This is a genomic window from Amycolatopsis sp. NBC_01286 (genome assembly GCF_035982555.1).
GTDB lineage: Bacteria > Actinomycetota > Actinomycetes > Mycobacteriales > Pseudonocardiaceae > Amycolatopsis.
Genome location: NZ_CP108428.1, coordinates 9,408,442 through 9,431,046, shown reverse-complemented (window position 1 = coordinate 9,431,046; position 22,605 = coordinate 9,408,442). Strand labels below are relative to the sequence as shown.

At 72.2% G+C, this 22,605-nt stretch carries 19 protein-coding genes; 9 read left to right on the top strand and 10 right to left on the bottom strand.

The window, feature by feature from the left end; all coding sequences use genetic code 11:
* Nucleotides 1-70: 70 nt before the first annotated feature.
* The 3 genes from OG570_RS43100 to OG570_RS43090 are packed head-to-tail and all read right to left on the bottom strand — an operon-like array spanning nucleotide 71 to nucleotide 3,038.
* The gene (locus OG570_RS43100; protein ID WP_326954481.1) at nucleotides 71-775 is read right to left on the bottom strand and encodes a glycosyltransferase; all 705 of its coding nucleotides are present in this window, start codon (nucleotides 773-775) and stop codon (nucleotides 71-73) included.
* On the bottom strand, nucleotides 772-2,040 hold the full coding sequence (locus OG570_RS43095; protein WP_326954480.1) for a bifunctional PIG-L family deacetylase/class I SAM-dependent methyltransferase: 1,269 nt from the start codon (nucleotides 2,038-2,040) through the stop codon (nucleotides 772-774). Before OG570_RS43095 ends, OG570_RS43100 begins: the two co-directional genes overlap by 4 nt.
* Nucleotides 2,037-3,038 (bottom strand): acyl-CoA dehydrogenase family protein, encoded by a 1,002-nt coding sequence (locus OG570_RS43090; RefSeq protein ID WP_247049672.1) that lies wholly within the window; start codon nucleotides 3,036-3,038, stop codon nucleotides 2,037-2,039. The genes OG570_RS43095 and OG570_RS43090 overlap by 4 nt, the downstream gene beginning before the upstream one ends.
* Before the next feature lie 76 nt (nucleotides 3,039-3,114).
* Between OG570_RS43090 and OG570_RS43085 the strand changes: the two genes are divergently transcribed.
* The gene (locus tag OG570_RS43085; protein ID WP_326954479.1) at nucleotides 3,115-4,209 is read left to right on the top strand and encodes an FUSC family protein; all 1,095 of its coding nucleotides are present in this window, start codon (nucleotides 3,115-3,117) and stop codon (nucleotides 4,207-4,209) included.
* A 1-nt stretch (nucleotide 4,210) separates the two neighbouring features.
* Here the strand turns inward: OG570_RS43085 and OG570_RS43080 are convergent, their stop codons facing one another.
* Nucleotides 4,211-4,615 carry a hypothetical protein gene (locus tag OG570_RS43080; RefSeq protein ID WP_326954478.1) on the bottom strand — a complete coding sequence of 135 codons (405 nt, stop codon included), beginning with the start codon at nucleotides 4,613-4,615 and terminating at the stop codon, nucleotides 4,211-4,213.
* A 39-nt stretch (nucleotides 4,616-4,654) separates the two neighbouring features.
* The gene (locus OG570_RS43075; protein ID WP_326960316.1) at nucleotides 4,655-5,908 is read right to left on the bottom strand and encodes a cation:proton antiporter domain-containing protein; all 1,254 of its coding nucleotides are present in this window, start codon (nucleotides 5,906-5,908) and stop codon (nucleotides 4,655-4,657) included.
* A gap of 363 nt (nucleotides 5,909-6,271) precedes the next feature.
* Between OG570_RS43075 and OG570_RS43070 the strand changes: the two genes are divergently transcribed.
* From OG570_RS43070 to OG570_RS43040, 7 genes are all read left to right on the top strand, one after another.
* Entirely contained in the window at nucleotides 6,272-6,883 is a 612-nt protein-coding gene (locus OG570_RS43070; protein ID WP_326954477.1) for a TetR/AcrR family transcriptional regulator, read from the top strand.
* A gap of 55 nt (nucleotides 6,884-6,938) precedes the next feature.
* A complete protein-coding gene (locus OG570_RS43065; RefSeq protein ID WP_326954476.1) occupies nucleotides 6,939-8,036 on the top strand; it encodes a substrate-binding domain-containing protein in 1,098 nt (365 codons plus the stop codon).
* Nucleotides 8,037-8,097: 61 nt separating this feature from the next.
* The gene (locus OG570_RS43060; protein WP_326954475.1) at nucleotides 8,098-9,384 is read left to right on the top strand and encodes an ABC transporter substrate-binding protein; all 1,287 of its coding nucleotides are present in this window, start codon (nucleotides 8,098-8,100) and stop codon (nucleotides 9,382-9,384) included.
* A 638-nt stretch (nucleotides 9,385-10,022) separates the two neighbouring features.
* The gene (locus OG570_RS43055) at nucleotides 10,023-10,877 is read left to right on the top strand and encodes a carbohydrate ABC transporter permease (RefSeq protein ID WP_326954474.1); all 855 of its coding nucleotides are present in this window, start codon (nucleotides 10,023-10,025) and stop codon (nucleotides 10,875-10,877) included.
* Nucleotides 10,874-11,707: a carbohydrate ABC transporter permease gene (locus tag OG570_RS43050; protein ID WP_326948150.1), complete on the top strand. Its 834-nt coding sequence runs from the start codon at nucleotides 10,874-10,876 to the stop codon at nucleotides 11,705-11,707. The genes OG570_RS43055 and OG570_RS43050 overlap by 4 nt, the downstream gene beginning before the upstream one ends.
* The gene (locus OG570_RS43045; RefSeq protein ID WP_326954473.1) at nucleotides 11,704-12,669 is read left to right on the top strand and encodes a hydroxyacid dehydrogenase; all 966 of its coding nucleotides are present in this window, start codon (nucleotides 11,704-11,706) and stop codon (nucleotides 12,667-12,669) included. The genes OG570_RS43050 and OG570_RS43045 overlap by 4 nt, the downstream gene beginning before the upstream one ends.
* Nucleotides 12,666-14,459 (top strand): DUF2264 domain-containing protein, encoded by a 1,794-nt coding sequence (locus OG570_RS43040; RefSeq protein WP_326954472.1) that lies wholly within the window; start codon nucleotides 12,666-12,668, stop codon nucleotides 14,457-14,459. Before OG570_RS43045 ends, OG570_RS43040 begins: the two co-directional genes overlap by 4 nt.
* 5 nt (nucleotides 14,460-14,464) lie before the next feature.
* Here OG570_RS43040 and OG570_RS43035 read toward each other — a convergent pair whose 3' ends face one another.
* From OG570_RS43035 to OG570_RS43015, 5 genes are all read right to left on the bottom strand, one after another.
* Nucleotides 14,465-15,466 carry a LacI family DNA-binding transcriptional regulator gene (locus tag OG570_RS43035; protein WP_326954471.1) on the bottom strand — a complete coding sequence of 334 codons (1,002 nt, stop codon included), beginning with the start codon at nucleotides 15,464-15,466 and terminating at the stop codon, nucleotides 14,465-14,467.
* A gap of 55 nt (nucleotides 15,467-15,521) precedes the next feature.
* Nucleotides 15,522-16,844 (bottom strand): GH1 family beta-glucosidase, encoded by a 1,323-nt coding sequence (locus OG570_RS43030; protein ID WP_326954470.1) that lies wholly within the window; start codon nucleotides 16,842-16,844, stop codon nucleotides 15,522-15,524.
* Entirely contained in the window at nucleotides 16,841-17,662 is an 822-nt protein-coding gene (locus OG570_RS43025; protein ID WP_326954469.1) for a carbohydrate ABC transporter permease, read from the bottom strand. Before OG570_RS43025 ends, OG570_RS43030 begins: the two co-directional genes overlap by 4 nt.
* Complete coding sequence (locus tag OG570_RS43020) at nucleotides 17,662-18,621, bottom strand: carbohydrate ABC transporter permease (protein ID WP_326954468.1); 960 nt, start codon at nucleotides 18,619-18,621, stop codon at nucleotides 17,662-17,664. Before OG570_RS43020 ends, OG570_RS43025 begins: the two co-directional genes overlap by 1 nt.
* 63 nt (nucleotides 18,622-18,684) lie before the next feature.
* Complete coding sequence (locus OG570_RS43015) at nucleotides 18,685-19,974, bottom strand: ABC transporter substrate-binding protein (RefSeq protein WP_326954467.1); 1,290 nt, start codon at nucleotides 19,972-19,974, stop codon at nucleotides 18,685-18,687.
* Between the two features lie 353 nt (nucleotides 19,975-20,327).
* Here OG570_RS43015 and OG570_RS43010 point away from each other — a divergent pair, with 353 nt between their 5' ends.
* On the top strand, nucleotides 20,328-22,493 hold the full coding sequence (locus OG570_RS43010) for a glycoside hydrolase family 9 protein (protein WP_326954466.1): 2,166 nt from the start codon (nucleotides 20,328-20,330) through the stop codon (nucleotides 22,491-22,493).
* Nucleotides 22,494-22,605: the final 112 nt, after the last annotated feature.

Sequence of the window (22,605 nt, the reverse complement as noted above, 5' to 3'; positions counted from 1 at the left end):
AATCGTCCGGCGACGGGTTCCGCCCGCAACGTACGAAGCAGCGTGGCGGGCCCGTCGAGCCGGCCGCAGCTCAGGCGACCGGTTCCTCCCGCAACGTACGAAGGAGCGCCGCCAGCCCGTCCGGAGCGCGGCCGTCGAGGCGGGCGCTCGTGCGGACCACCGCCGCGGGCTCGACCCGGCAGTGGAACCCGGCTTCGCCGAGGCGGCGCCACAGGTCGTGGTCCTCGCCCGTGCGGCAGACGCCGAAGCCGCCGACCGTGTCGAACGCGTCCGCGCGGACTCCGAGGTTGGCGCCGTAGACGTTCACCCCGCCCGCGACCACCCCGTGGTAGCGGCGGGCCGCGTCCGGTGACCCCGGGAACGGCGCCGCCAGCTCGGCCGGGCCGGTGACCGCGTGCGCGCCCCGCTCGACGCGGCGCAGGTGCTCGCGCGCCCAGCCGACGCCGACCCGCGTGTCGGCGTCCGTGTTGAGCAGCAGCACCTGCGACGCCACGTGCCCGGCCAGGTCGGTCCGCACCGCGTGGGCGCCGAGGTCGCGGACCTCGCCGATGGTGCGCTCCCGGCCGGTGACCACGACCCGGCCCGTCGCCCAGCCGCCGAACACGGCGCGGGCGCGGGCGGCGGTGTCGTCCGCGCACCGGTCGGCGACCACGCACACCGCGCGTTCGACCCGCGCGGGCAGCCGCCACAACGCCTGCCGGAGCGCGCGCAGGCACGGCTCGATCAGGTCCCGCTCGTCCCGCGCCGGGACGACGACGCCGACGGCCGTGATCACCGGCGCCTCAGCACGTGCAGCAGGAACGCCTCGTCCGTGTGGGCCACCACCTGGTCGAACGCCGGGTGCGCGAGCAGCCGTCCGTGCGCTTCGGCGGCGTCGCGGGGCGCCTCCGGGGCCCACGGCCGCCAGTGGACGGCGACCAGCTCCCCGCCCGGCCGCAGCGCCGCCGCCGACGCCTCGATGGTCGCGGTGAGGTCGGCGTCGTCCAGGTAGTACAGGAGTTCGCTGTACACCAGCAGATCCACCGGTCCATTCGGGAGTCCGGAAGGGACAGATCCACTGTGGACGTCCACATGCGACAAGCCGGCCACCGAAGACGTGGCCCGCGCTACGGCTTCGGGAACCGGATCGAAGGCGATCAGCCGGTCACAACGCGCCGCCAGATCGCGGGTCAGCAGCCCGAGTCCGCACGCGGGCTCGACGATCGTGCCGTAGTGCTCCTGTGACAGGGAAGCGAGCAGCACCGCGCGTTTGCGCCGCTCGTACCAGCCGTCGGCGACGTGCCACGGGTCGTCGTCCGCGGCGTACAGCTCGGCGAACCGGCTCACCGGCGCCGACCGCGCGGGCGGCTCGCGGAAGAACGTCTCGGCCGGCCGGTCGAAGTGCGCGAGGACCTCCGGCGGCAGGATCGGGTCCTCACCCCGCGGCCCGGGCTTGAGCTGGGAGGTGAACGCCGCGACGGCGGCCGTCTTGGCGGCGCGCTCGGCGCCGGTCAGCCGGTAGGACCGGGCCCGCGGCCAGGGGATCCCGGTGTCCGCGGGGGAGTGCCAGTGCCACAGCCAGATCGGGTAGGACCAGCGGTGGGCGGTCACCGGCGCGGCGGCGAGCGCGGCCCGGCCGGCCGCGCGGTGGTCCGGGTGCGGGTCTTCCGGCCACGGCAGCAGCACGAGGTCGCGGCCCTCGGCGTGCTCGCGCAGCGCGTCGGTCAGCTCGCCCTGGTGCTCGGCGAGCCCGGAGTCGGGCAGGCCGAGCCAGACCGGTTCGACGTCGGAAAGTCCTTGCTCCCGCAGGGAGTCCCGCAGTTCCCGGCGCCGGGTGCGGCCCAGCTCCCGGCGCTCCTCGGGCCCGGCGTCGGGGAACGCGGCCTCGCCGTCGGTGGCGACGACGAGCGTCACGGCGGTGCCCGCGTGGTGCAGGTGCTGCAGCAGGCCGCTCGCGCCGAGCGTCTCGTCGTCCGGGTGGGCGGCGACGACCAGCGCGCGGGTGAACGCGTCGTCCGTCCACTCGGGGAACTCCCGGGTCCAGGCGGTCTCGGGTGTCACACGTCCTCCACGGCGTCCAGCACCTGCCGGCCCAGCGCGGCGAGATCGCGCTCGGCGTGGTGCTGGCGGACGTAGACGCTCAGGTCGGCCAGCCGCTGCGCGAACCGGCGGTCGCGGCCCAGCGGGGTCGCGCCGGTCAGCCGGGGCGCGTGGTCGAGGATCTCGCGGACGGCGTGCTCGACGCCGGCGCGGCACGTGCTGGCGACGTGCCACGGGTCGGCGGCCTGCTCGATCGTGCCGGCCGCCTGCAGCAGCAGCGTCTCGGCCGAGCGCAGCGCCGCGTGCATCGCGCCGAGGTGGGCCAGCTGGTGGTCGTCGGCGCGGCCGGACTCGCGCAGGTACGCCACGACGCCGTCGAAGACGCCGGCCGCACCGCCGAGCCAGACGGCGGCGACCCCGCCGCCGCCCAGCGCGAAGCCGGGCCGCCCGATGTACCAGTCCGGCGGGCCGATGTGCGCGTCGGCGGACACCAGGATGCCGTCGAAGACGACGTCGCCGCTGTCGGAGGCGTCCATCCCGACCGCCTGCCAGGTGTCCGGGTGCCGCTGCACGCCGGGGTCGGTGAGGTCGACGTCGACCAGCCGGTCGCCCGCCGCGACGAGCGCCCGGTCCAGGAGGGACAGTCCGGAGCAGAACCGCACGGTGCCGCCGAGCCTGCCGTCTTCGAGGGTCGCGCCGGTGCCGCCGGACTTCGCCGCCCAGACGCCGTAGAGCGCGCCGGGCACCGGGATCAGGCCGGCTTCGCCGAGGATCGCGACGGCGTCGGTGTGCCCCTCGGCCAGCCGCGCGAGGGTCAGGTCGATCCGGCCGAGCGCGGCCAGCGCGGCCCAGCGGCCGACGAGCCCGCCGGTGCCGGGCTGCGGCAGGTCGAGCGCGCCCGCCGCGTACAGCGTGCGGAGGTCGGACCCGATCGAAGCGGTGGAACGGGGCAGCGGCAGCGGTTTCGGCGGAGCGTTTTCCAGCAGACCGTGCGCCGGTCTGGCCTCCCACGTGATCATGCGGCACGAGTACCCGGATTCCGGGCGATCATGCGTGGACCGGCGCCGGGCCGGGTAGTCGCGGCGGGTGGACCAGATGACATCGGCGGCCGGCGACGACGTCCTCGGCCAGGGCGTCCGGACGCCGCTGGGCTGGCTGACGCGCGCTTTCCGCGTCCCGGGCCGGGAACGCCACGTCCTCGTGCAGGCGGCGAAGGCGACCCTCGCGGCCACCGGGGCGTGGCTGCTGGCGACGGCGGTGCTGCACCTGCCGCAGCCCTTCCTGGCGCCCTACGCCGCGGTGTTCCTCGTGGAGACGACGGTCTACCGGTCGGTGCGCGGCTGGGCGCAGCAGGTCGGCGCGGTCGCCGCCGGCGTCGTCCTGGCCGGGATCGCCGGGCAGCTGATCCCCTGGCCCGCGGTGGCGCTGGGGCTGGTGGTGTTCCTGGGGCTGCTGGCCGGGTCGTGGCGCCGCTTCGGCGACTCCGGCGTCTGGGTCGGCGTCACGGGCATGCTGCTGATCGCCTACGGGACGCCGACGGTCCTGCTCGGCGACCGGCTGATCGAGACGGCGCTGGGCGCGGCGATCGGCGCCGCGGTCAACGCGCTGGTGTACCCGCCGCTGTTCGGCCAGCGCATCGCGGCGGCCGCCGGCCGGCTGGCCACGGCGATGGCGGCGTTCCTCGACAGCACGGCCGCGCTGATCCGCGCCGAAGAGCCGCCCGACGACGTCGAGGACTGGCTCGGCGAGGCCCGCGAGCTGCGCAGCCTGGTCACCGCGGCCACCGACGCCGTCCGGCAGACCCGCGAGGAGCGCGTCCTCAACCTGCGGCGGCGGCACCCCCGCTCCGGCCACGACCACGACCGCCGGACCGAGACGCTGATCGCGCTCTGGCCCCCGGTGGAGCAGCTGATCGGCGCGGTCCGGACGGCTTCGGAGCACGAGGAGACGTTCGTCCTCCCGTGGCCCGACGCCCGCGATGCGCTGGCCGAGCTCATCGAAAGCGTCGCCGACGTCGTCCGCGCCGTCGGCACCACCGGGCACCCGGTGGACCTGGACCGCGGCCGCGAGCTGCTGGCCCAGCTCGAGCGGCGGCTGGCGGCCCCGGAGGACGGCGTGACGCCGGCGCTGGGCCTGGGCGCGATGACGCTCCCGGTCCGGCACCTGCTGGAGCGACTGGGCCGGCGCTGAGTCAGGCGCCGATCGCCTGGTTGAGGACGTCGGCGACCAGGTCGGGCTCGGCGATCGTCGCCGTCAGCGAGGGGTGCCGCAGCAGCCCGGACGGCTCGATGCCGGGCACCGGGTCCCGGAACCGGACGCAGAGGCCGCGGGCCGCGTTCGTGCCGAACGTCAGGCCGCGGTCGGCCAGCGACAGCCGGACACCGAGCGCGCGCCAGGGCTTGAACGGCCCGCTGACCTCGGCGCCGGCGAGGTTGGCCAGCGGCGTCGAGACGGACCAGGGCCCGAGGTGGACGTGCAGCCCGGTCGCGTCGAGGTCGAGGCCGCTGTGGCGCTCGAGCCACGGCTGCAGCCACGACGGGCCGGCGAACTTCGCGTGGAGGCGGTGCCGGACGACGGCGTCCTCGTCTGGGCTCATGCTCCAGGGCTACCCGCGGGAGCCGGGGACAAACGAGGGTCAGCCGACCGGGAGGTGGCCGCCGAGGGACTCGATCCGGCGGATCGCCGGTTCGGCGAGGATGCCGTGCACCACCACCGACAGCGCGACGGCGAGCGCGCCGATCCGCCACAGGACGTCCGGCCGCGGCACCGGGAACCGGTCGAGGGCGTAGGCGAGGTAGAACAGCGTGCCGATTCCGCGCACGCCGAAGAACGCGATGGCGGGGGAGGCGTGCCGCCCGGCCGACGAGCCGAGCAGCGACAGCCAGCCGAGCACCGGCCGGACCACCAGGACCGCGACCACCGTCAGCACCACCTCGACGACCGTGATGCCCTGCAGCAGCCCGTCGCCGATGGCCAGGCCGAGCCCGAGCAGCGCGATCGCGACGAAGAGCCGTTCCAGCTGGCGGCCGAACGAGTGCAGCACACCGTGGTACTCGTGGGACCGCTCCTGCGTCCGCACCGCGACGGCGGCCACGAAGACCGCGACGAACCCGTTGCCGTGCACCAGTTCCGCGACCGCGTACGGCAGGAACGCCAAGGCGAGCAGCACGAGCCCGTCGGCGTACTCGGCCAGCCGCAGCTGCGACGACGGCGCCCGGAACATCGCCCAGCCCAGCACCCACCCGGCGGCCAGCCCGACGAGCACGCCGACCGCGACCGGCAGCACGAGGTCGACCAGGATCCACCGCAGGTCGACGCCCGCCCGCTGCCCGGCGAGCGCGAGGGCCAGCAGCACGAACGGCATCGTGAGCCCGTCGTTGAGCCCGGCTTCGGTGGTCAGGGTGAACCGGATCTCGTTGTCCCGCGCCAGTCCCGGCTCGACGTCCGGTGACGGCACCCCGACGTCCCCGGCCAGCACCGGGTCGGTCGGCGCGAGCACCGAACCGAGCAGCAGCGCGGCGCTGGCGGGCAGCGCCAGCCACCACCAGCCGAGCACCGCGACCACGACGATCATGGCGGGCATCGTGATCCCGAGCAGCCGCCAGGTCGACGCCCAGGCGCGGAACCCGAACGGGCGGTCCACGGACAGCCCGGCGCCGGCCAGGGACACCAGGATGCCCAGCTGGGCGAACGATTCGACGCTCTCCAGGTGCGCGGTGGGGTCGGTCCAGCCGCCACCGTAGGGCGCGGGCAGGGGGAGGAGCCCGAGGCCGACGCCGGCGATGAGCATCACGAGCGGGGTCGAGAACGGCCGTTCGGCGACCAGCTTCGGCAGCACCGCGGCGGCGAGCGCGAGCAATCCGGCGACGCCGAACAGGACGGTCAACATGGACAAGGGAGCTCTTTCGTTCGGCGTGGTCACCGGAATACCCGGGGGTGCACCGGGCAAACCCCGGCGCGAGTGCCGCACGTCACCGTGCGGCGCGGGAACACCGCGTTCTCCCTGGCGTTGTAACGAGTGTCGGTACGGGTGGGTCCCCGGGCCTCACCCCCAGCCTTCACGGAAGTCCGGTCCGCCGGAGCCGTGTCGCGCCACTCGCCGCGAGGCGACCCCCGTACCGGCCTCGGACTCCCGCTTCCGCTCGCAGGCAACTCCCCTCAGCCTTCGCCGAGCGGAAGCGGGACTTTTCTTTTACGCCAATTCCTTCTTGCGTCACCGGGGGAAACGCCGGCACGTCGGTAGGCTTCCGCCATGCCGACTGGAAGCTCGTCCGGCGACGCCCCGACGGTCGGCTTGCGCGAGCGCAAGAAGACCATCGCGAAGCAGGCCCTCCGCCGGGCCGCGTTCGACCTCTTCACCACCCAGGGCTTCGAGGCCACCACGGTCGAGGACATCGCGCGGCGCGCCGACGTCTCCCGAGCCAGCTTCTTCCGGTACTTCACGGCCAAGGAGGACGTCCTCGCCGCGGACGACGCCGAGCGGCGTGAAGCGTTCTTCGACTTGCTGGACAAGGAAAACAAGCCGTTGCTCGCCGGCCTGCACGCCGCGGTGTCGGCCTACCTGGCGGGGATGGACGCCGAAGCGCTCGCGCACGCGGCCGCCTACACCCGGATCATGGTCAGCTCCCGCGTGGTGCTCGGCCAGGCCTACGAAAACCGCATCAGGTGGCTGAGCGAGCTCGAAACGCACGTCCGCGGGCGGCTGGCCGGCGCGGCCGACCTGGACGTCGTCGCGCCGCTGGTCGCCGACCTCACGCTCGGCGTGCTCGAGACGGCGTTCCGGCTCGCGGCCGTCTCGCCGGGCACGCCGTTCGAGACGGTCGTTGATCGCGGCTTCCGGATGCTCGGCGCCGTCGACTCGTAAGCCGTTTGATCGCTATGCTTGATCAAACGGTCAAACGAGCAAGCAGGGTGGCGCGATGCGGGAGACGGGTGCGGACCGGCGGCAGCGGGTCCTGGCCGTGGTCGAGGCGCGCGGCGAGGTGCGGGTCACCGACCTCGCCGCCGAGCTGGAGGTCTCGGTCATCACGGCCCGCCGGGACGTCGAAGACCTCGCCCGCGAAGGCCGGCTTCGCCGCGGTCACGGCGTCGCGCGGTCGCTGGTGCCGGTGCGGCGGGCGCCGGTGCCGGGGGAGCGGGGCACCGGCGTCGTCGCGCTGGTCGTGCCCGAGCGGCACGCCTACCTCAACGAGGTCGTCCACGGCGCCCGCGAAGCGCTGGAGGAGGCCGGCACGCGGATCGTGCTGCACCCGGCGCCGCAGGTCGCGGGGGCGGAGCGGCCGATCGTCGAACGCGCGCTCGCCGGCGACGACGTCCGGGGCCTGCTGATCGCGCCGCGCTGGCGCACCGTCGCGGCCGAAGCCGCGGACGACGGCTGGCTGGCCGGCGTCGAGGTGCCCGTGGTCCTGCTGGAACGCCGTCCCCGCCGGGGAAGTGCGCTGCACGCGCGGGATTCGGTGTGCACGGATCACTGGTTCGGCATGCACCTCGCGGTGGCGCACCTGGTCGCGCTCGGGCACCGGCGGCTGGTGCTGGCCGCGCGTGACGACAGCCCGACGGCGCGGGCGTTGCGCGCCGCCTTCGCCGAGATCTGCGCCGCGCGGCCGCAGGTCGAGGACGCGGCGGCGGTGCTAAGCGCGCCGGACGCGGGCGCCGACCCGGCCGCCGTCGCCACCGGGCCGTCGCTGGCCGACGTCGTGCGCGAGCGCGGGACGTCCGGCGTGGTCATGCACGGCGACGTCGACGCGCTGATGCTGGTCCGGCAGCTGGCCGAGGCCGGCATCGCCGTGCCGCGGGACTGCTCGGTCGTGGCCTACGACGACGTCGTCGCGGCGCTGGGGAGCCCGCCGCTGACCGCGGTCGCGCCGGCCAAGGCCGAGGTGGGCCGGCTCGCGGCCGGGCTGCTGCTCGAGCGGCTCGAAGCGGGCGCCGGGCCGGCGCGTCAGGTGGCGGTGCTGCCCGAGCTGAAGGTGCGAGCCTCAACGCGATCGTTTGACCGAGTTGAGCGGAATTATTGACCGAAAAACGTTCAGGTGATCAGACTGTGGGCGTCCCCGTAACGCACCACAGGAGGCGACGATGCCTGCAAGCCGCCGAGCCGTGCTGGCCGCGAGCCTGGCCCTGCCCCTGGCGGCCGCGTGCTCGGCGCCCGGCGGTTCCGGCGGCCCGGCCCGGATCACGTTCTGGTCGGCGCTGCGCGGCAGCCAGCAGGTCGTCGACGCGTTCAACCGCACGCAGAACCGCATCCGCGTCGACTTCCAGCAGATCCCGTCCGGCGACCAGGGCGGTTACGCGAAGCTGAGCAACGCCGCCCGCGCCGGCAACGCCCCCGACGTCGCCACGATCGAGTACCCGCAGGTGCCCGGCTTCGCGATCGACGGCGTCGCCCGCGACATCACGGACCTGGTGAGCGACCGCCTCCGCGCGAAGCTGCTGCCGCAGGCGTTGCGGCTGACGACGTTCGCCGGCCGGGTGTTCACCGTGCCCTTGGACGTCGAGCCGATGGTGCTGCACTACCGCGCGGACCTGTTCGGCGGGCCGATTCCCCGCACGTGGGACGAGTTCGCCGCGGCGGCCCGCCGGATCCGCGACGGCCGCCGCCGGATCGCGCTGTTCCCGACCGACAGCGCCCTGCAGTTCGCCGCGTTCGCGTGGCAGGCCGGAGCGCGCTGGTTCGACACGTCGGCGGGCGCGTGGAACGTCTCGCTCGCCGACGCCGCGACCCAGCGCGTCTCGGCGTACTGGCAAGGCTTGATCGAGGACGGCTTGGTCTTCACGAACGCGTCACTGAGCCGGCAGAGCGACGCGCAGATCGGGCAGGGCTTGGTCGTGGCCCGGCTCAGCGGCGCGTGGGACGCGGGCGCGCAGATGAAGGCGCGCCCGGGCCAGAAGGGCAAGTGGGCGATCGCACCGCTGCCGCAGTGGGACCCGGCCCACCCGGCGGTCGGCACCCACGGCGGTTCGACGTTCGCCATCACCAGGGACAGCGCGAACCCGGAGGCGGCGATGGAGTTCATCGAGTGGCAGGTCTCCCACCCGGACGCCTTGCGAGCGCGCCTGTCGAGCGGCACAAGCAGCCAGTACCCGGCGGCACCGGCCCTGGTCGAGGTGGGCGGCAAAGCGTTCGACCGCAGCTACTACGGAGGCCAGGACATCTACCGCCTCTTCGACACCCAGGCCCACCTGATCCGCGACGGCTGGCTATGGGGCCCCCGAATGAGCGCAACCCAACGAGTCCTGCAAGACGGCTTCGCCCGAGCGGGCGCCGGCCAAGGCACGGTCCTGGAAGCAGTCCGCGACGCCCAAAAGGCGACGATGCCGGACCTGGTCGCGCTGGGCTTGGCCACAACCGAGCACGAAAGCTGAGGGGGTTCCCGATGACCACAGACTCCCGCCCCTCAGCCGGACGCCACGACCACGGGGGAGGCCACCGATGACCACACGCACGGCACCCGCTCTCCGACCGGACCGCGTGGCGCCCGCCTTCCGGCCGGGCGCCACGCCCCACCGGAGATCGTCGATGCTCGCCACACCAACGCGCCCCACACTCTCGCGGCCCACTGCGCCGCCCCGCCTCGCACTCTCGCGGCCGAGCACGGCGGCCAACAGCTGCCCGCCCACCGCCGTTCTCTCGAAGTCCGTGAATGCCACATTCACGGACACTATGTCCCTCAATGTGGCATTCACGGACTTCAAGCGCGGCGAGCAGCGGCAGGTGAACCGCCTCGCGGAGCCGCGGCCCGGCGGCGGCCGAGCCCAGCTGCAGGCGACCCGCTTGGCGGGGCCGCGGCGCAGCGGCGACCGAGGCCAGCTGGCCGGTGGTCGCCGATGACCGCCACCCTGGCTGGCCCGGCCAACCCGCCCGCGGCCATGACCGTCGGCGACCGGGCCCAGCTGACCGGAGGTCGTCGATGACCGCCACCCTCACTCGCCCCGCAACCCCGCCCGCGAAAGCCGCAACCCCGCGCCGACGCGATAAAGAGCGGTCCGCGGCCGCCATTCTCATGGCGCCCTTCTTCGTGCTCCTCCTCGTCGTCTTCCTCATCCCCGTCGGGACCGCCGTCTGGCTGAGCTTCTTCGGCGCCGACGAACCCGGGCTCGGCTTCGGGCCCGAACACACCGTCTTCGTCGGCCTGCGCAGTTACCTCGCCGTGCTCACCGATCCGACCTTCCTCAGTGGACTCGGCGTCATCGCCCTCTACTGCCTGATCTACCTGCCGCTGCTGGTCGTCGCGTCGCTCGGGCTCGCGCTGCTGCTCGACTCCGCCGCCGCGCGGCTCACGTCGCTCGCGCGGCTCGGGCTCTTCCTGCCGCACGCCGTGCCCGGGATCATCGCCGCGATCATCTGGCTCTACCTCTACACCCCCGGCCTGAGCCCGGTCGTCGACCTGCTCGGCAAGGCCGGGCTCACCGTCGACTTCCTCGGCTTTCACGCCGTCCTCCCGGCGATCGTGAACATCGCGCTGTGGAGCAACCTCGGCTACAACGTCGTCGTCTTCTACGCCGCCCTCCAAGCCGTGCCGCGCGAAGTGCTCGAAGCCGCCGTGGTCGACGGCGCCGGCCCCGTCCGCACCGCCCTGCGGATCAAGACGCCGCTGATCCGCTCGAGCGTCGTGATGGTCGTGCTGTTCACGCTCATCTGGTCGCTGCAGCTGTTCACCGAGCCGATGCTGCTCTCGCAGTCCACGCCGGTGATCACCGCCCGCTTCTCGCCCAGCATGTACATCTACGACGCCGCGTTCACCCGCAACAACTACGGCCTCGCCGCGGCCGCGTCCGTGATCCTCCTCGCCTGCACGATCGCGCTGTCCTACGGCGTGACGCGCTGGACCAACCGCACCCGGGAGGTGAAGCCGTGAAGCTGCTCAGCCGCACGGCCGTCAACACCGTCGTCGGGATCTCCGTGCTCTACACGCTCCTGCCGGTGCTGTGGCTCGTCCTCGCCGCGGCCAAGAACGGCGACGCGCTCTTCGGCAGCGATCTGCTTTCCCTGAAAGGTTTTTCGCCGCTGGACAACCTCAAAGACCTCTTCGCGATGGACAAGGGCATCTACGGCCGCTGGTACGCCAACAGCCTCTTCTACGCCGTCGTCGGCGGCGCGCTCAGCTCGCTGATCAGCATCGCCTGCGGGTACGCCTTCGACAAATACCGCTTCAAGCACAAGGAAAAGCTCTTCGGGCTGGTGCTCGCCGCCGTGATGGTGCCGCAGACCGTGCTCGCGCTGCCGCTGTACCTGATCGCCTCGGGCACCGGGCTCGTCGACACGCCGTGGGCGGTGTTCGTGCCCGTGCTGTTCAACCCGTTCGGCGTCTACCTCGGCCGCGTGTTCAGCCAGGGTTACGTCCCGGACGAGGTTCTCGAAGCCGCCCGCATCGACGGCGCCGGCGAGCTGAAGACGTACTTCCGCGTCGCGCTGCGGATGCTCGGCCCCGGCGTGGTCACGGTGTTCCTCTTCCAGCTCACCGCGATCTGGAACAACTTCTTCCTACCCATGGTGATGCTGTCGAACCAGAAGCTCTACCCGGTCAGCCTCGGCCTCTACACCTGGAACAGCTCGGCCACCGTCTCACCCGAGTACTACCCGGTCGTCATCATGGGTTCGCTGCTCGCCGTCCTCCCGCTGCTGCTGGCTTTCGTTCTCCTGCAACGCTTCTGGCGCTCCGGCCTCACCGCGGGAGCCGTCAAGTGATCCGCGCGGCTCTCGCGATGAGCCGGGACGCGGCCGACGCCGTCCTCGACAACGAAACCCTGACCGAGCTGCGCGGCCTCGTGGACCTGACCGAAGGGGTGATCGACGACTTCGCGGGCGACCCGCTGCGGGACGTCGAACTGCTGGTCACCGGCTGGGGCTGTCCGCCGCTGGATGCCGCCGCGCTCGCCGCCGCCCCGAAGCTGCGCGCGATCGTGCACACCGCCGGGTCGGTCCGCGCGCACGTCACCGAGGCGTGCTGGGACCGCGGCATCGAGGTGACGTCGGCGGCCGCGGCCAACGCGGTGCCCGTCGCCGAGTACACCCTCGCCATGATCCTGCTGTCGGGCAAACGCGTGCTCGAACGCGCCCGCGAATACCGGGAAAACCGGACCCGCGACGACTGGCTCCGGGACGTCGGCAACTACCGGCGGACGGTCGGCATCCTGTCCGCGTCGATGATCGGCCGCCGGGTGATCGAGCTGCTGCGGCCCCACGACCTGCGGATACTGGTGCATGATCCGTATGCGGGCGACGTGGAGGGAGCCGAACGAGTGGGCCTGGCCGAGCTGTTCGCGCGCAGTGACGTCGTCAGCGTCCACACGCCCTTGCTGCCCGAAACGCGCGGCCTGGTCAGCCGGTCGCTGATCGCCTCGATGTGCCCGGACGCCGTCCTGATCAACACCGCCCGCGGCGCCGTCCTCGACCAGGACGCCCTCGCCGAGGCCACCGGCGCCGGGCGGCTCCGCGCGATCCTCGACGTCACCGACCCCGAGGTCCTGCCGCCCGCGCACCCGCTCTGGGACGACCCCCACGTGCTGATCACCCCGCACCTGGCGGGCTCGCAGGGCAACGAGATGGGCCGGCTGGCCACGCTGGCCGTCGCCGAGGTCGCGCGCTGGGCCGCCGGCGACGGCTTCGCCCACCCGCTGCGCCGCGACCGGATGGGGTTGATCGCGTGAAGCTGCCACCTGAGGACCGCGAACTGAGCCCGCACACCGGTTACACGCGCGACCACTGGGTCGCCGCCGCCGACGGCCTCCTCGCCGCCGCGTGGCGCTGGGCGAGCCCCCGGAAAGCCCGGCTCGACCTGCCCGGACCCGCGTCGGCCAGCGGCGTCCGCTCGGACGGTCTCGAAGGCTTCGCCCGCACCTTCCTCGCCGCCGGCTTCCGCGTGGCCGGGGGTGGCGACCCGCACAACTGGCTGGAGCGCTACGCCGAAGGCCTCGACGCGGGCACCCGCACACCCGGCCGCGACGACGCCGAGTCGTGGCCGGTCATCCTCGGCCACGACGTCGCCGGGCAGCCGATGGTCGAGTCCGCGTCCGTCGCTCTCGGCCTCCGCCTGACGCGCCCGTGGCTCTGGGACCACCTCGGCGAAGACGTCCAGGACCGCGTCGAAGCATGGTTGCGCGGCGCTTTGCGGCACGTCCCGGCGCCGAACAACTGGTACCTGTTCCCGTTCACCGTCGCCGGCTTCCTCGACGACGTCGGCCGCGGCGACGCCGAAACCGCACAGGCCCGCGACCGCGCGCTGGAACTCCTGGAGGGCTGGTACCGCGGCGACGGCTGGTACGCCGACGGCGACGGCCGCGCGTTCGACTACTACAACGGCTGGGCCCTGCACCTCTACCCGGTCCTCGACGCCCACCTCGCCGGGAAACCAACCCGCCACGGCGACCGGCTGCGCGAGCACCTGGCAAGCCTGAAACTGTGGTTCGCCGCAGACGGCGCCCCGCTCCACTTCGGACGCTCCCTGACCTACCGCTTCGCCGCCGTCTCAGCGATCGGCCTCGGCGCGGTCACCGGCGACACCCCGCTGCGCCCAGGCGTGTCACGACGGCTGCTCAGCGGCGCGCTCAAGTACTTCCTCGACCACGACGCCGTCGACGGCAACGGCCTCCTGAGCCTCGGCTGGCACGGCCCGCACGCGCCGACCACGCAGTTCTACTCCGGCCCGGGCTCGCCGTACTGGGCGTCGAAGGCGTTCGTCTGCCTGCTTGCGCCCGAAAATCATCCACTGTGGACGTCCACTGAGGAATCGGACGACGCGGACACGGTACGCGCGGAGCCCGCACCGGGCTTCCTGCTGCAGAAGGCGGACGGCGTCGTCCGGCTGCACAACCACGGCAGCGACCACCTGAGGCCCCACGAAGCCGAGTCGGCCGACGGCGACGACCCGCACTACGGCCGCTTCGCCTACTCCACCCACACCGGCCCCACCGCGAAGGACAACCCGTCGGACAACCACTTCGCCGTCGTCGTCGGGGGAGTGCGCAGCGTCCGCCGTCGCATCCACCCCCTCGGCGCGGGCCACGGCGACGGCTGGGGGTGGGCCGCGTCCTGGCACCGCCCGATCTTCACGACGGCGGCGGTCCCGGGGTTGCGGGTCGAGAGCGTCACCGTGGTGCGCGGGCACGACGAGGTGCGGGTGCACCGGGTGGTCGGCGGCCCGCCGGGAGCGACCGCCGAGCAGACCGGCTGGGCCACCGCTCCCGGCGAGTCCGTCCTCCGCCCCCTGAGCGGCTGGACCGGGCAGGACGAGGTCCGCGCGCCGCACGGCACCGCGTACGTCCCCTCCGTGACCTTGACCCGGCTCACCGGTCCCGCCGAAGGCACGACAGTCTTCGCCGCCCATGCGGTACTCGGCGCCGGAGAAGCCGAGGTCACCGCCGACAGCACAGAGATCCGCTGGCCGGACGGCTTCACGATCCGGATCGGCTTCGACCCCCTGGACGTGACCGCCGGATGACACCCTCAGGCGGACTCGCGGACCACCAGCTCGGTCGGCAGGATCAGCGACGTCGGTTTCTCGCCGTCGATCAGCCGCACCAGCATCCGCGTCATCTCCCGGCCCAGCGCCTCGATCGGCTGCCGGACCGTGGTCAGCGCGGGGTGCGTGTGCTGCGCGGTGACGATGTCGTTGAACCCGACCACCGCGACGTCCTCCGGCACGGCGAGGCCCCGCTCGCGCAGGACCTTCAGCGCCCCGGCCGCCATCGCGTCGGACGCGACGAACACGGCGTCGAGATCCGGGTGCTCGTCGAGCAGCCGCGCCATCCCCTCGACGCCGCTGGCTTCGCTGAAGTCGCCGTGCGCGACGCGGTCGTCGGGCAGCCCGGCCAGCGCGAGAGCCTCCCGGAACCCGAGGTACCGGTTGACGCCGGCGTGCTGGTCGGTCTGCCCGGTGATCGTCGCGATCCGCTGCCGCCCGAGCGAGACCAGGTACTCCACGGCCTGCCGGGCGCCGCCGCGGTTGTCGGCGTCGACGTAGTGCGGGGGAGTGCGGTCGAGCGAGCGCCCGCCGTGCACCACCGGCACCTGGCCCTCGTCGGCGATCTTCGACAGCGGGTCGTTCTCCCGCAGCGCCAGCAGCATGACGCCGTCGGCGGCGCGCGACTGCAGGATCCGCGTCAGCCGCGAGCGGCCGCGCTCGGACGCCGCGAGCACCAGCATCAGCTGCAGGTCGGTCTCTTCGATGACGGCGTTGACCCCGGCGATCACCTCGGCGAAGAACTGGTTGGCGAACAACGCCGGGTCGTCGCTGGAGATGGCCAGCACCACCGCGCCACGCCGCGCCGTGGCCAGCGACCGGGCCGCGGTGTTCGGCACGTACCCGAGCTCTTCGATCGCGCGTTGCACGGCTTCACGCGACTTCGTGCTGACGTGCGGGGCGTTGTTGATCACCCGGGACACGGTGCCGGTGGACACCCCGGCCAGGCGCGCCACTTCCTCGAGCGTCGACGGCCGGTTGCTCATCGTGCTCGCCTCCCCCTGGTCGATCGGACGGTCAGCTTAACAAGGGTGTGAGCGCTCACAGGCCGTGCCGGGCGATGACGGCGGCGTACCAGCGGGCGCTGTCCTTGAGCGTGCGCTCCTGCGTCTCGTAGTCGACGTGCACGAGCCCGAACCGCTGCGCGTACCCGAAGGACCACTCGAAATTGTCGAGCAGCGACCACGCGAAGTACCCCTTGAGCGGCACCCCGCGGTCGATCGCGGCCGCGCAGGCCCGCAGGTGACCGTCCAGATAGGTCACCCGCGCCCGGTCGTGCACCGGTTCGTCGAACGCCGCGCCGTTTTCCGTGACGTACAGCAGGATGGCCGGGTAGTCCCGCTTCAGCCGGGTCAGCACGGCCAGCAGGCCGCCCGCGTCGATCTCCCAGCCGATCGACGTCCGGGGGCAGCCGCCGTCGACCTGGGCGACCCGGTCCGAGCCGACGTAGGCCGACGGCCGGGGCGCGCCGCCGCCGGCGACGAGCATGGGGGAGTAGTAGTTGACGCCGAGGAAGTCCAGCGGCGCCGAGATGGTCTTCAGGTCGCCCGGGAGCACGTGGTCGAACGACGTGACGCCGGCCAGGTCCGCCTGGACGTCGGCGGGGTAGTCGCCGAGCAGCACCGGGTCGAGGAACAGCCGGTTCTGCATGCCGTCGATCCGGCGGGCGGCGTCGACGTCGGGCGTGCCGCGGGTCGCCGGGGTGACCTCGGTCAGGTTGAGCGTGAGGCCGACCGTGCTGCCCGGCATGACTTCCGCGGCGAGGCCGTGGCCCAGCAGCAGGTGGTGGGCGGCGCGCACGGCGGCGCCGGGCTCCTGCCGGCCCGGCGCGTGCCGGCCGGTGGCGTAGCCCAGGAACGCCGAGCACCACGGCTCGTTCAGCGTGGTCCAGTGGGTGACGCGGTCGGCGAGCGCGTCGTGCACGATCGCCGCGTACTCGGCGAACCGCTGCGCGGTGTCGCGGTTCGGCCAGCCACCGGCGTCTTCCAGGGGCTGGGGCAGGTCCCAGTGGTAGAGCGTCGGCCACGGCTGGACGCCCCGCTCCAGCAGCGTGTCGACAAGTCGCCGGTAGAAGTCGAGGCCGCGCTGCTCGGCCACGCCGGACCCGGCCGGCTGGATCCGCGGCCAGGCGATCGAGAACCGGTACGCGCCGAGGCCGAGCTCCTGCATGAGCGCGACGTCGTCGCGGTAGCGGTGGTAGTGATCGGCGGCGACGTCGCCGGTGTCGCCGCGGTCGACCTTGCCCGGGGTCGCGGCGAAGGTGTCCCAGATGGACGGACCCCGCCCGTCCTCGGCCGTCGCGCCCTCGATCTGGTAGCTCGACGTCGCCGCGCCCCAGAGAAAACCGGGTTCGAACGTGCTCACGCCTTGACCGCTCCTTCCATGATGCCGCCGATGATCTGCTTGCCGAAGGCCAGGAAGACCAGCAGCAGCGGGACGCAGGCGACGAGCGCGCCCGCGAACATCAGCGTGTAATCGGTGTAGTAGCTCGTGGACAGCTGGTTCAGGGAGAACTGCACGGTCGGGTTGTCGTTCTCCAGCACCGCGATCGGCCAGAGGAACTCGTTCCAGGTGCTCATGAACGTGAACAGCGCGAGCACCGACGCGCCGGGCCGCAGCGCGGGCAGCACGACCGTGAGGTAGATCCGGAACGTGGAGCAGCCGTCGATGCGCGCGGCCTCGATCAGCTCGTCCGGCACCGAGCGCTCGGCGTACTGCCGCATCATGAACACGCCGAACGCGGAGACGAGGAACGGCACGATGACCGCCTGCAGCCGGTTCTGCCAGCCCAGCTGCACCATGATCATGTACAGCGGGATGATGCCCATCTGTACCGGGATCATCATCGTGCCGAGGATGACCACCAGCAGCCCGTTGCGGCCGCGGAAGCGCAGCTTGGCGAAGGCGAACCCGGCCAGGGTGCTGAAGAACACGACGCAGATGGTGACGACCACCGACGCGATCGCCGAGTTCACCATGCCCAGCAGGAAGTTCGCGTCCTCCGCGGAGAACAGCCGGCCGACGTTGCCGAAGAGGTTGCCCCCGGGCAGCAGCGGTGGCGGCCAGTCGCCGACGATGTCGTTGGTCCGGGTGGCGACCACGAACAGCCAGTACAGCGGGAACGCCGAAAGCGCGATCCCGGCCAGCAGCGTGACGTAGACCAGGGGAGAAGTCTTCCGCATCACTTCGACGACCTCCGGGTGATGAGGAAGTTGACGACGGCGAGGATGGTGATGAGCAGGAAGATCATCCACGCGATGGCCGAGCCGTACCCGAGGTCGGCGTCGCGGAAGGCCTTCTCGAACATGTACATCGACACGGTCTGGAACTGGCGCAGCGAGCCGCCGGAGATGGCGTAGGTGCCCTGGCCGAAGATCAGCGGCTCGGTGAACAGCTGCATGCCGGCGATGGTCGACATGATCACCGTGAACACGATCGCCGGGCGGATCATCGGCACCGTGATGCTGCGGAACTGGCGGATCTTGGACGCGCCGTCGACCGTCGCCGCTTCGTAGAGCTCGCGCGGGATCGACTGCATCGCGGCCAGGTAGATCAGCGAGTTGTAGCCGGTCCAGCGCCAGTCGACCATGGTCGAGATGGCGATCCAGGACGACCACTTGTCGGCCCGCCAGTCGACCGGCGTGACGCCGACCAGGTGCAGCAGGCCGTTGACCATGCCCGCGTCGCGGTCGAAGATCTGGCTGAACACGATGCCGACCGCGGCCACCGACGTGACGATCGGCAGCAGCACGCCCATCCGCAGCAGGAGCCGGGCCCGCAGCTGCTGGTTCAGCAGCGCGGCCACGACCAGTGCGAGCAGCAGCTGCGGCACGGTGGCCAGCACCAGCATGCCGAGGGTGTTGACGACGGCGTTCCAGAAGTCCGGGTCGCCGAAGAGGGTGGCGTAGTTGTCGAGGCCGATGAACCCGCCGTCCCCGCCCAGATCCCAGTCATGCAGCGAAACCCACGCCGTGTAGAGCAGCGGGAACAGGCCGAAGACCGCGAAGAGGACGAAGAACGGGGCGATGTACAGGTACGGCGAGGCCTTGAGGTCCCACCGGGACAGCAGGCTGCCGCGTTCCCGCGGGCGCGGTGGCGCCGGGGGTTTCGCGGCCGCGCGGGGCCGTTGCTGGGTGACCAACTGGGTGTCCTTAATGGAGGCCGGGCGGGCGCACGGACTGATCGCGTGCGCCCGCCCGGCGGGCTACTTGACCAGGCGCTTGGCTTCGTCGATGGCTTTCGCCCACGCCTCGTCGGGCTGGAGCTTGCCTTGCTCGACGGCGAGCAGCGCGTTGGTGAACCGGTCGCCGATGGCGACGTTCGCCGGACCGAGGTACACCGGCTTCACGGCCTTCGCGCTGGCGCCGAAGATCTTCCCGACCGGCGCGTTGCCGAAGTAGGCGTTGGTCAGCCCCTGCACGACCGGGTCGTCGATGGCCTGCGGCGACGACGGGAAGTTGCCCTTCGCCTGGAACGCGCCGATCTGACCCTTCGCGCTGGTCAGGAACTTCACCAGCTCGACGGCCTGGTCTTGGTGCTTGCTCTGCTTCGGCACCGCGAGGAACGAGCCGCCGCGCACCGCGCCGTTGCCCGGCACCTTGGCGACGTCCCACTTGTCGGCGTTCTCCGGGCCGGCCTGCTTCTGGATGGTCGCCAGCATCCACGACGGGCACGCGATGGTGGCGAACGTGCCCTTCTTGAACCCGGCGTTCCACTGCGGGCTGTACTGGTCGAGGTTGGCCGACAGACCGCTCTGGATCATCCCGACGGTCTGGTCGTAGGCGCTGCGCACGGCGGGGTTGCTGTCCGCGACGAAGGTGTTGGCCTTGTCGTAGTACGTGTGATCACCCTGCTGCATCAGGATGTTCTGGTACATGCCGCTGGAGGAGTCGTAGAACTTCGCGCCGGTGTTCGCGGTGAGGAAGCGCTTTCCCGTGGCCAGGTAGGCGTCCCAGGTCGGCCAGAGAGCGCCGACCTGCTCGCGGTCGACCGGCAGGCCGGCCTTCTGGAACAGGTCCTTGCGGTAGCACATGCCCTGGGCGCCGATGTCGGTGCCGAGCCCGATCAGCGTCCTGCCGTCGGCGGTCAGGGCCTGGTTCCACTTCCAGTCCAGGTAGTCCGGCTTGAGCGAGTCCGCGCCCTTGTCGAGGAGGTTGACGAACTTGTCCGGCTTCGCGACGTACTGGCTGATGATGCCCTCTTCGAGCGCCACGACGTCGCCGGCGCCGGAGCCCGCGGTCATCCACTGCTGCAGCTTGGGCGAGTAGTCGCCCAGCTTCCCGATGTTCTCCTCCTTGATGGTGACACCGGGGTGGCTCGCCTCGTACTGCTTGTACAGGGCGTCGTAGCCGAACTGGCTGAACGTCTTCACCACGAGGGTGACCGGGCCGGACGCGCTCTGCTGATCGTCGCTCGCCCCGCCGCAGGCCGCGGCGGCGACGAGGGTGGCGGCCATGGCGGTGGCCAGCAGTGTTCGCCTGAGTCTGGCAGGCATGAAACCTCCACTTACGAGGCCGATTCCGGAACCGCTAACAGTCCGTACGGCCTTCATCACGACTTTGTGAAAACACCTTCACCTGCTGCGACGCTGCGGCTGTGCCGGTGAGACGCTGGCTGGCTTGCGCCAGAATTGGAAGCGCTTACAGGACTGTAACCCGGAGTTGGCGCGGTTGTGAAGAGGCAGCTGTCAAGACCCCGCGACGGTTGACACACCGGCCGCCCGGAGCGCACCATCCCGCATTGACGCTGTGGCGTGCCGGCTCCTCCGATCCCCGCTCGATCCCCAGGAGAACCGGTATGTCCGTAAGACCCAGGCTGCTCGCAGCCTGTTTGCCTGTCGTGCTCGTCGTGACGCTGGCCCCGGCCGCGCACGCCGACGCACCGTACGAACGCGTGCTCAACGGCACCTTCGACACCACCAAAGCCCCCTGGTGGAGCAGCGGGACCACACCGTCCCGAGTGGACGCCGGCCGCCTCTGCGCCGACGTCCCCGCCGGCACGGTCAACCCGTGGGACTCGATGCTCGGCGAGAACGACATCCCGCTCGAAGCCGGCCAGCCGTACACGCTGAGGTTCACCGCGACGGCCACCGCCGACGTCACGATCCGCGCCGGCCTCGCCCTCGCGGTCGCCCCGAGCACGACGATGTTCTCGAAGACCGCCGCCGTCACGAGCACCCCGAAGACGTTCACCTTCACCGGCAACTCCAGCCTGTCCACCCTGCGCGGCCAGGTGAACTTCCAGTTCGGCGGCGCCACCAAGGCCTACACGTTCTGCGTCGACGACGTCTCGCTCACCGGCGGCGCCATCGCGCCCGGCGGCGGCAAGGACTACGGCTCACCCGTGCGGGTGAACCAGGTCGGGTACGCGACGGCCGGGCCGAAGGAGGCGTCCATTGTGGATGCTTCGACGACGCCGGTCCCGTGGGAACTTCGCGACCGCAGCGGCAAAGTCGTCAAGAAGGGCCGGACCCAGGTGCGGGGTGACGACGCCGCCTCCGGCGACCACGTGCACATCGCGGACTTCGGCGGCTACCGCAAGGACGGCACCGGCTACACCCTCGCCGTCGGCGCGGCCGTCAGCGAGCCGTTCGACATCACGCGCAACCCGTACGACGGCCTGCGCAAGGACTCCCTGGAGTACTTCTACCTCGTCCGCAGCGGCACCCCGATCGACGCCGCCTACGCCGGCGACGCCTACGCCCGTCCCGCCGGGCACATCGGCGTCGCGCCCAACAAGGGCGACACGTCCGTGCCGTGCCTGCCCGGGACCTGCGACTACTCCCTCGACGTCAGCGGCGGCTGGTACGACGCCGGCGACCAGGGCAAGTACGTCGTCAACGGCGCGCTCGCCGCGTGGCAGCTCATGGACAGCTACGAGCGCTCGCTGTCCACAGGGGACTGGACGAACCTGAAAGACGGCCTGCTCAAGGTGCCTGAAGCGGGCAACCGCGTCCCCGACGTGCTCGACGAGTCACGCTGGGAGGTCGAGTTCCTGCTCAAGATGCAGGTCCCGGCCGGGCAGCCCCTCGCGGGCATGGCCCACCACAAGATCCACGACCTCGCCTGGACCGCGCTGCCGACCCAGCCCCAGGCCGACGCGCAGCCGCGCTACCTGCACCCGCCGTCCACCGCGGCGACGCTCAACCTGGCCGCCGCGGCCGCCCAGTGCGCCCGCGTCTGGCAGCCCTACGACCGCGCGTTCGCGGCGAAGTGCCTGGCCGCGGCCAAGACGGCGTGGCGGGCCGCGCTCGCCCACCCGGCGATCTACGCGCCGGCCGACGACAGCGTCGGCGGCGGCGCGTACGCCGACACGAACGTCACCGACGAGTTCTCCTGGGCGGCGACCGAGCTGTACGCCACGACCGGCGACCGGGCCTACCTGAAGTCCATGACCGGCCGGATCACCGCCGACGGGTTCTCGTGGCGCGACACCGGCGCGTTGACCGACCTCACGATCGCCCGCCTCCCGTGGCGCTTCCCCCTGGATCGCGTCCTGGGTGCCCGGCAGCGGGTGCTGAGCGTCGCCGACCAGTACGTCCGCAACGTGAACAGCCAGGGTTACCCGAACCCGTTCGAGGACGCGGCCTACCCGTGGGGCTCGACCAGTTCGACGACCAACAACGCGCTGGTGATCGCGACGGCGTACGACCTGACGCACCGGCCGGGCTACCGCGACGCCGTCCTCGAGTCGATGGACTACCTGCTCGGCCGCAACGGGCTGAACCAGTCGTTCGTCACCGGCTACGGCGAGCGGGCCAGCACCAACGAACACGGCCGGATCTGGGCCCACCAGCTCGACCCGAAGCTGCCGGCCCCGCCGCCGGGCTCCCTGGCCGGCGGCCCGAACAGCGGGCTGCAGGACCCGGTCGCCCAGCAGAACCTGCCCGGCTGCGCGCCCGCGAAGTGCTACATCGACGACATCTTCTCGTACTCCACGAACGAGACGGCGATCAACTGGAACTCGTCACTCGCCTGGATCGCGGCCTTCGCCGCCGGCGCAGGCACCCGCTGACGACCCCACCGGCGGACCTGGCCACGCAGACCCACCCGCCGCAGGTACCGCCGCACCAGGGCGGTGCCGACCCCCGGGCCCCGCGGCAGCCCGTCCCCTTAGGAGAAGGAGG